Here is a 9,319-nt window from a genome sequence, read left to right as displayed (position 1 = left end):
GTGTGGACGGGATAAGTGCTGAAAGCATCTAAGCATGAAGCCCCCCTCAAGATGAGATTTCCCATAGCGCAAGCTAGTAAGATCCCTGAAAGATGATCAGGTTGATAGGTCAGAGGTGGAAGCACGGCGACGTGTGTAGCTGACTGATACTAATCGATCGAGGACTTAACCAAATTAGAAAAGCGAAGGCGACTGTTCAATTGTGAAAGGCGTTGGAGCTTCTGATAGGGAAACCGCTCTTTGGTTTCAATAACAGAAGTGAAACGACCGAACAATTAGGAGCCGTAGCTAGACAGTAAACTTAGTACTCAGCAAACATGTTATCTAGTTTTGAGAGAATAATCTCAATTCATGTCTGGTGGCGATAGCAGAGAGGTCACACCCGTTCCCATGCCGAACACGGAAGTTAAGTTCTCTAGCGCCGATGGTAGTTGGGACTTTGTCCCTGTGAGAGTAGGACGTTGCCAGGCAACAGCGCAAAAAAGGCTAGTCAGTAGACTAGCCTTTTTTGTTATTCCTTTCGATAAAAAGTAATGAATAAAAAGGAGATTTACTATGAGTGAGAAAAAAAAGAAAAAAGTAATGTATGAAGTAGCTGAAAACGAAACAATTGCTGATTGTCTAGATCGTATGAAAAAGGACGGTTATATGCCTGTGAGAAGAATGGAAAAGCCTGTATTTGAAGAAAGGGTCACGAATGGGGTTAAAGAACATGTTCCGATAAAGCAACAAATCATATTTGAAGGAAAACTACTTTAAACACGAACATTATTAAAATTTAAAAGTTAAATATTCGATTTTTGAGTTGACTTTTTTCATGGTTGGCTGTTATCATTAAGTTGCAAATAAGAGAAACGAAACCTCATATAATATTCAGGAATATGGCCTGAGAGTTTCTACCCAATAACCGTAAATTATTGGACTATGAGGAAAGAACAATCAATTAGGATTAACTATTCGTATCCTGCAGCTTATGGTAAAGGTACGGATTAATAAAGCCTAGAGTGATTGTGACTTTCCTTTTGGAAATCACATCATTCTAGGCTTTTTTTATAAATTAAAAAAGGAGCTTTTATCTATGAATGTAAAAGTTGCTGTTGTCATGGGAAGTCAATCAGATTGGTCTACAATGCAACATGCTTGTGACATCTTAGAGGAATTAGATATTGCTTACGAAAAAAAAGTTGTATCGGCACATAGAACTCCAGATTATATGTTTGAATACGCCGAAACAGCAAAGGAAAGAGGAATTCAAGTTATTATTGCAGGAGCAGGAGGAGCAGCACATTTACCAGGTATGATTGCTGCGAAAACAGTTTTGCCTGTCATTGGTGTACCGGTTAAATCAAGTAACTTGAATGGCTTAGATTCATTGCTGTCTATCGTTCAAATGCCCGGAGGTGTTCCGGTCGCAACAGTAGCAATCGGAAAAGCAGGAGCAACAAATGCCGGCTTGCTTGCAGCTCAAATTTTGGGTACATCAGATTCTATCGTTAGTAAACAGCTAGATGAGAGAAGAGAATCAATTCGACTATCCGTGTTAGAAAGTAGTGATCAACTTGTCTAATGTTCTTATACGTCCAGGGAAAACAATAGGAATTGTTGGCGGAGGCCAACTAGGGAGAATGATTGCCCTATCTGCTAAAGAAATGGGTTACTATATTGCTGTTTTAGAGCCTACAGAAGACTCGCCTTGTGGTCAAGTAGCTGATATTAAAGTGGTTGGTGCCTATGATGACCGAAAGGCAATTGAACGACTTGCAGAAGTTTCAGATGTAATCACATATGAATTTGAGAATGTTGATGTTGAAATGATGAAGTGGTTAGAAACGAAATGTTACGTGCCACAAGGAAGTCACTTATTAGCAGTTACTCAAAATCGTCGTTTAGAAAAAGAAATGATTACTAATCTAAATCTAAACGTACCTCAGTATGCCATTGTAAAGAATAAAGAAGAGCTGTTAAAGGCTGTCGAGACGATTAGCTATCCTTGCGTAGTCAAAACGTGTAGAGGGGGCTATGACGGCAAAGGGCAAGTTCTTTTAAAAAGCAGTCATGACGTAGCTGAGGCAGAAGGATTACTATCACAGTCTGAATGTATCGTAGAGCAATGGATGAACTTAGATAAAGAGGTTTCTGTCATTGTTCACCGAAACATGAGAGGCGACATTGTATGCTTACCAGTTGCTGAGAATATTCATAAAGATCATATTTTACACCAAACCATTGTGCCAGCACGTATTACAGCTAGCCAAGAGCAAACGGCAGTTGAATATGCAAAAGAAATTGCAAAAGGTCTAAACTTGGTTGGGACTCTTGCTGTTGAGATGTTCTTAACGAAAGAAGGCAATCTTTATATTAATGAATTAGCACCAAGACCACATAATTCAGGACATTATTCAATTAATGCTTGTAGCTTATCGCAATTTCAGCAGCATGTTCGAGCAATCTGTAACTGGCCTTTAGTTCAATCAACATTGTTAAAACCTGCTGTTATGGTTAACCTATTAGGAGAGCATATTGAAGAAACGATGGCAAAAATCGAATATTTAGACGATATGCATCTTCATTTGTACGGAAAAAAAGTTCCAAAACATAAACGAAAAATGGGACATATTACTGTATTAGCTGATAAGATAGATGAGGCGGTAGAAAAAGCCGAATCATTAGGAATATGGGAAAGAACGGAGGAATTAACAACATGATTGAACGTTATACAAGACCAGAGATGGCAGCCATTTGGACTGAAGAAAATAAATTTAAAGCTTGGCTAGAAGTTGAAATTTTAGCTTGTGAAGCATGGTCTGAATTAGGGCATATCCCAAAAGAAGATGTAAAGCTAATCCGTGAAAATGCATCTTTTGATATCAATCGAATCAATGAAATTGAACTTGAAACACGACATGACGTTGTTGCTTTTACTCGTGCAGTATCAGAAACACTTGGTGAAGAGCGTAAGTGGGTACATTACGGTTTAACTTCTACAGATGTTGTAGACACAGCATTATCTTATCTACTTAAACAAGCAAACGATATTTTAGTAAACGACGTTGAGCGCTTTATTGAAGTGTTAAAAGAAAAAGCACAAGAACATAAATATACAGTTATGATGGGTCGTACACACGGTGTCCACGCAGAGCCAACAACATTTGGCTTAAAGATGGGACTATGGTATGAAGAAATGAAGCGTAACTTAGAGCGTTTGAAGCGAGCAGCTGCTGAAGTAGAGTTTGGAAAAATGTCTGGAGCAGTTGGAACGTTTGCTAATATTGATCCATTTGTTGAAAAGTATGTGTGTGAAAAACTTGGTATCTCTCCAGCTCCTATCTCTACACAAACTCTACAACGTGACCGTCACGCACACTATATGTCCGTACTAGCCTTAATTGCAACGTCAATTGAGAAGTTTGCAGTAGAAGTTCGTGGCCTTCAGAAGAGTGAAACACGTGAAGTAGAAGAGTACTTTGCAAAAGGTCAAAAGGGATCATCAGCTATGCCACATAAGCGTAATCCAATCGGTTCAGAAAATGTGACAGGGCTAGCACGACTAATTCGAGGATATATGGTAACAGCTTATGATAACGTACCACTTTGGCACGAACGTGATATCTCACATTCTTCCGCAGAGCGCGTTATCTTACCAGATGCAACAATTGCATTGAACTACATGTTAAATCGTTTTGCAAACATCGTGAAAAACTTAACGGTATTCCCAGACAACATGAAGCGCAATATGGATCGCACGTTAGGCTTGATTTATTCACAGCGCGTGTTACTAACGTTAATTAACAAAGGTATGGTTCGTGAAGAAGCATATGATTTAGTTCAGCCTAAAGCAATGGAAGCATGGGAAACACAAGTTCCGTTCCGCTCTCTAATCGAAGGAGAAGAGCGCATTACACAACATTTAACAGCAGAAGAAATTGATGACTGCTTCGATCATACACATCACCTGAAAAGTGTAGATATGATTTTTGAACGCTTAGGTCTTTAATAAAGAAGGCAAGGTAAGTCCTTGCCTTTCTGCAAAAGTGGGTATCAGAATATTCTGGATATAGAGGTGTCAGCATGGAAAAGCAAGGGCTACTTTACGAAGGAAAAGCAAAGAAAATTTATGCAACAAATGAACAAGATGTACTGTGGGTTGCTTACAAAAACGAGGCAACAGCATTTAATGGTGAAAAGAAAGCTGAAATTGAAGGGAAAGCAAAGCTAAATAACCAAATTAGTAGTTTGCTATTTTCAATGCTTCATGAAAAAGGAATTCAAACACATTTTGTAAAACAACTATCTGACTATGAGCAAGCAGTGAAACAGGTCAAAATCGTTCCGCTTGAAGTCGTGGTTCGAAACGCAACAGCCGGTAGTTTAGCTAAGCGAATTGGCGTTGAAGAAGGTATCCGATTTAAAAAGCCAATTGTGGAGCTTTATTACAAAGATGATGCGCTAGGAGACCCGTTAATCCTTGATGAACATGCTGTTTTCCTACAAGCTGCAACTCAAGAAGAGATTGATAGCTTAAAAGCACAAGCACTTCAAATTAATGAAGTATTATCTTCTTTCTTTAAAGAGAGAGACATTTTCTTAGTTGATTTTAAATTAGAGTTTGGTCGTACGTCTCAAGGAAATATCATTTTGGCTGATGAAATCTCACCTGATACTTGCCGTTTCTGGGATGTTCATACAAACGAAAAATTAGATAAAGATGTTTTCCGCAGAGATTTAGGCGGTTTAACACAAGCATACGAAAAAATCTTACAGCGAATCGGAGGATAACCCAACCATGTATAAAGTAAAAGTATTTGTCACATTAAGAGAAAGCGTATTAGATCCACAAGGCGTAGCCGTTAAAAATTCATTACACCGTATGTCTTATGAAGAAGTACAAGAAGTTCGTATTGGTAAGTTCTTAGAGCTAACAATCGATAGCACAGATGCATTGGATGAGCGAGTAAAAGAAATGTGCGAAAAGCTTTTAGTGAATACAGTAATTGAAGACTATTGTTACGAGGTTGAGGAGGTTGTCGTACAGTGAAATTTGCTGTAATTGTGTTCCCAGGGTCAAACTGTGACGTAGATATGTATCATGCAATTAAAGATGAGCTTGGTGAGGAAGTAGAATACGTATGGCACGATGCTAAGTCTTTAGACGAATATGACGGTATCCTGTTACCAGGTGGCTTCTCATACGGAGATTACTTACGTTCAGGTGCCATTGCACGCTTTTCAAACGTAATGGATGAAGTGAAAAAGGCAGCAGCAGCTGGAAAGCCTGTATTAGGTGTTTGCAATGGCTTCCAAATCCTTTTAGAAGCAGGTCTTTTACCAGGAGCCATGCGTCGTAATGAAAATTTAAAATTCATCTGTAAAACAGTTAATTTAAAAGTAGCTAACAATGAAACTATGTTTACAAATGCTTATGGCAAAGACGAAATCATTGCAATTCCAGTAGCACATGGTGAAGGTAATTACTATTGCGATGAACAAACGTTACAACAATTGGTTGAAAACAATCAAATCCTTTTCCAATACGAAGATAATCCAAATGGTAGTCTTCAAAACATCGCAGGAATTTCAAACGAAGCAGGAAATGTATTAGGAATGATGCCACACCCAGAAAGAGCAGTCAGTGACATTCTAGGTAGCGCAGATGGACTAAAATTATTTCAATCAATCGTAAAGCAGTGGAGGGAACAAAATGTCGTTACTTCTTGAACCAAATGTAGAGCAAATTAAAGAGCAAAAGCTATATCGAGATATGGGATTAACAGATGAAGAGTTTGCAAATGTAGAGCAACTATTAGGCCGTATGCCTAACTATACAGAAACAGGGTTATTCTCTGTTATGTGGTCAGAGCACTGCAGCTACAAAAACTCAAAGCCTGTTTTGAAGAAATTCCCTGTCACTGGTGAAAAGGTGCTTCAAGGACCAGGTGAAGGCGCAGGAATTGTTGATATCGGCGATAATCAAGCAGTTGTATTTAAAATTGAAAGTCACAATCATCCATCAGCCATTGAACCTTATCAAGGAGCAGCAACTGGTGTAGGTGGAATTATCCGTGACGTCTTTTCAATGGGAGCAAGACCAATTGCGCTGTTAAACTCTTTACGATTCGGAGAGTTAACATCTCCAAAAGTTCGTCATTTGTTTGAGGAAGTAGTAGCAGGAATTGCAGGTTACGGTAACTGCGTTGGAATTCCAACAGTGGGTGGAGAGATTCAGTTTGAAGATTCTTACGAAGGCAATCCACTAGTTAACGCAATGTGTGTAGGTTTAATTAATCACGAAGACATCCAAAAAGGACAAGCAAAAGGCGTTGGCAACACGGTGATGTATGTCGGTGCTAAAACAGGACGCGATGGTATCCACGGTGCAACATTTGCATCAGAGGAACTTTCAGATCAATCAGATGAAAAACGTCCAGCAGTTCAAGTTGGAGATCCATTTATGGAAAAGCTTCTTCTTGAAGCATGCTTAGAATTAATTAAATGTGATGCATTAGTTGGTATTCAAGATATGGGAGCGGCTGGTTTAACGAGTTCATCAGCAGAGATGGCGAGTAAAGCAGGTTCTGGTATCGAAATGAATCTTGATCTTGTACCTCAGCGTGAAACAGGCATGACTCCGTACGAGATGATGCTTTCTGAATCACAAGAACGTATGCTAATCGTTGTTGAAAAAGGCCGTGAGCAAGAGATTGTAGATATCGTAGAGCGCTACGGTCTAGAAGCAGTATCAGTTGGTCACGTAACGGATGACAAGCGCCTGCGTTTAACTCATAAAGGTGAAGTGGTAGCAGATGTACCGGTTGATGCGTTAGCAGAAGATGCACCTGTGTATCACAAACCATCAGCAGAGCCAGCTTATTACCGTGAGTTTCAGTCTCAGCCATCTTACGCACCAGCAGTAGACAATCACAGTGATATGCTAGTGAAGCTTTTACAACAACCAACGATTGCAAACAAAGAATGGGTTTACAATCAATATGACTATCAAGTTCGTACAAATACAGTTGTATCACCAGGCTCTGATGCAGCCGTTGTACGCGTGCGAGGAACAAATAAAGCATTAGCAATGACAACGGACTGTAACTCTCGCTATCTTTATCTAGATCCTGAAGTAGGTGGCCGCATTGCCGTAGCTGAAGCAGCTCGTAACCTTGTGTGTTCAGGTGCACAACCTTTAGCAATTACCGACTGCTTAAACTTTGGAAATCCAGAAAAACCAGAAATTTTCTGGCAAATTGAAAAAGCAACGGACGGAATGAGCGACGCTTGTCGTCAACTTTCAACACCAGTAATCGGTGGTAACGTATCTCTTTATAACGAAACAAAAGGTGAAGCAATTTATCCAACACCTGTTATCGGGATGGTTGGACTAATTGACGATGTGAAGCATATTACAACTCAGCATGCGAAACAAGCAGAAGATTTAATTTATGTAATTGGCGAAGCGAAAGCAGAATTTGCCGGAACTGAGCTTCAAAAAGTACTTGAAAGCGGTAAGGTATTTGGTCAATCACCTGCTTTAGACTTATCGGTAGAAAAAGCACGTCAAGATCAGCTTCTTCAAGCAATCCGTCAAGGAACTGTACAATCTGCACATGATATTGCAGAAGGTGGTTTTGCTGTAGCCCTAGCAGAGAAAGTAATGAACGATAGCGGTCTTGGAGTAGATGTTACGGTGAACGGCGACGTAACAGCAGAGTTATTTAGTGAAACACAATCACGTTTTATCATAACAGTGGCACCAGAAAATCAACAGGCTTTCGAGAGTATTGTTGCAGATGCTAAGCTAGTGGGACGCGTAACTGAAAACGGAGAATTAACAATTAAGCATGAAGGAAATGCAATTGTACAACAATCTGTTCGAGACTTAACGAAAGCTTGGAAAGGAGCTATTCCATGCTTGCTGAAATAAAAGGTTTAAACGAAGAATGCGGCGTATTCGGCATATGGGGTCATGAAAATGCAAGTCAAATTGCTTATTATGGCCTTCACAGCCTTCAGCATCGCGGTCAAGAAGGAGCTGGAATTGCTGTTACAAATGGTGAAAAAGTCAGCGTGGCAAAAGGCGTGGGTCTTGTAAACGAAGTATTCGGCCACGGTGAGCTTGATCAGCTTCAAGGAACAGCAGCAATTGGTCACGTTCGCTATGCAACAGCAGGGGGTGGAGGGTTTGAAAATGTTCAACCCCTTCACTTCCGCTCTCATAGCGGAAGTATCGCACTGGCTCACAACGGTAACTTAGTAAATGCCAATGCGCTGAAGCATCAGCTTGAAAACCAAGGCAGCATTTTTCAATCAACTTCTGATACAGAGGTATTGGCTCATTTAATTAAACGTAGTGGCTATAGTGATATGAAGGACAAAGTAAAAAATGCACTTTCTATGGTAAAAGGTGCATATGCGTTTGTTATTTTAACTGAAGATGCCATGATGGTTGCTTTAGATCCAAATGGCTTACGTCCACTATCACTTGGTCGTCTAGGCGATGCGTATGTTGTGGCATCAGAAACATGTGCATTTGATATTGTAGGAGCAGTTCATGAACGTGATGTAGAACCGGGAGAACTGTTAATCATCAATGATGAAGGAATAAAATCTGAGCGCTTTACATTAAATGTAAATCGTGCAATTTGCAGCATGGAATACATTTATTTCTCACGTCCAGACAGCAACATTGATGGGATTAACGTTCATTCAGCACGTAAAAATTTAGGGAAACAGCTAGCGATGGAATCTCCAATCGAAGCAGATGTCGTAACTGGTGTTCCAGATTCTAGTATTTCAGCGGCCATTGGATTTGCCGAACAATCAGGTATTCCATATGAGTTAGGATTAATTAAGAACCGCTATGTTGGACGTACGTTTATTCAACCATCACAGGAGCTTCGCGAACAAGGTGTGAAAATGAAGTTGTCTCCAGTGCGTAAGATTGTAGAAGGTAAGCGTGTTGTAATGGTTGATGACTCGATTGTTCGAGGAACAACAAGTCGTCGTATCGTCCGCATGCTACGAGAAGCAGGAGCGAAAGAAGTTCACGTTCGTATTAGCGCACCTCCAATAAAAAATCCATGCTTCTATGGAATTGATACATCTTCTTCATCAGAGCTCATTGCAGCTACTCGCTCTGTACAAGAGATTTGTGAATTAATCGAAGCGGACTCTTTGGAGTTCTTAAGCAATGAAGGATTAATTGAAGCAATAGGTCGAGATTATGAAAATGGTGGGCAGTGTATGGCTTGTTTCACAGGAAAATATCCAACAGAAATTTATCCGGATACCGTACACCCACATGAAAAGGTAACTTGTTAGT

Annotated in this window: 9 protein-coding genes, 2 rRNA genes and 1 riboswitch; all 11 genes read left to right on the top strand. The window is 39.9% G+C overall.

Annotation, left to right across the window (positions count from 1 at the left end; translation table 11 throughout):
• Positions 1-173: ribosomal RNA gene (locus EPL02_RS06015) — 23S ribosomal RNA — on the top strand; the annotation flags it as partial.
• 181 nt (positions 174-354) lie between these two features.
• Positions 355-470: ribosomal RNA gene (gene rrf / locus EPL02_RS06010) — 5S ribosomal RNA — on the top strand.
• Positions 471-555: 85 nt separating this feature from the next.
• Positions 556-759, top strand: coding sequence for an NETI motif-containing protein (locus EPL02_RS06005; RefSeq protein WP_131887246.1), 204 nt, complete (start codon positions 556-558; stop codon positions 757-759).
• An 83-nt stretch (positions 760-842) separates the two neighbouring features.
• Positions 843-945, top strand: a riboswitch (purine riboswitch).
• A 133-nt stretch (positions 946-1,078) separates the two neighbouring features.
• Positions 1,079-1,567 (top strand): 5-(carboxyamino)imidazole ribonucleotide mutase, encoded by a 489-nt coding sequence (purE, locus tag EPL02_RS06000; protein ID WP_094911240.1) that lies wholly within the window; start codon positions 1,079-1,081, stop codon positions 1,565-1,567.
• The gene (purK, locus tag EPL02_RS05995; RefSeq protein ID WP_131887245.1) at positions 1,560-2,705 is read left to right on the top strand and encodes a 5-(carboxyamino)imidazole ribonucleotide synthase; all 1,146 of its coding nucleotides are present in this window, start codon (positions 1,560-1,562) and stop codon (positions 2,703-2,705) included. The genes purE and purK overlap by 8 nt, the downstream gene beginning before the upstream one ends.
• On the top strand, positions 2,702-3,994 hold the full coding sequence (purB, locus tag EPL02_RS05990) for an adenylosuccinate lyase (protein WP_094911242.1): 1,293 nt from the start codon (positions 2,702-2,704) through the stop codon (positions 3,992-3,994). The genes purK and purB overlap by 4 nt, the downstream gene beginning before the upstream one ends.
• Before the next feature lie 74 nt (positions 3,995-4,068).
• On the top strand, positions 4,069-4,776 hold the full coding sequence (gene purC, locus EPL02_RS05985; RefSeq protein ID WP_131887244.1) for a phosphoribosylaminoimidazolesuccinocarboxamide synthase: 708 nt from the start codon (positions 4,069-4,071) through the stop codon (positions 4,774-4,776).
• Between the two features lie 7 nt (positions 4,777-4,783).
• A complete protein-coding gene (gene purS / locus EPL02_RS05980) occupies positions 4,784-5,035 on the top strand; it encodes a phosphoribosylformylglycinamidine synthase subunit PurS (RefSeq protein WP_094911244.1) in 252 nt (83 codons plus the stop codon).
• A complete protein-coding gene (gene purQ, locus EPL02_RS05975) occupies positions 5,032-5,715 on the top strand; it encodes a phosphoribosylformylglycinamidine synthase subunit PurQ (protein ID WP_076513836.1) in 684 nt (227 codons plus the stop codon). Before purS ends, purQ begins: the two co-directional genes overlap by 4 nt.
• Positions 5,699-7,921 carry a phosphoribosylformylglycinamidine synthase subunit PurL gene (gene purL, locus EPL02_RS05970; RefSeq protein WP_131887243.1) on the top strand — a complete coding sequence of 741 codons (2,223 nt, stop codon included), beginning with the start codon at positions 5,699-5,701 and terminating at the stop codon, positions 7,919-7,921. Before purQ ends, purL begins: the two co-directional genes overlap by 17 nt.
• On the top strand, positions 7,906-9,318 hold the full coding sequence (purF, locus tag EPL02_RS05965) for an amidophosphoribosyltransferase (RefSeq protein WP_094911246.1): 1,413 nt from the start codon (positions 7,906-7,908) through the stop codon (positions 9,316-9,318). The genes purL and purF overlap by 16 nt, the downstream gene beginning before the upstream one ends.
• Position 9,319: the final 1 nt, after the last annotated feature.

Origin of the sequence: Bacillus sp. CBEL-1 (assembly GCF_004348885.1) — a bacterium.
GTDB lineage: Bacteria > Bacillota > Bacilli > Bacillales > Bacillaceae_H > Priestia > Priestia aryabhattai_A.
The sequence above is the reverse complement of the archived record's forward strand: the minus strand, read 5'-3'. Positions and strand labels throughout refer to the sequence as shown.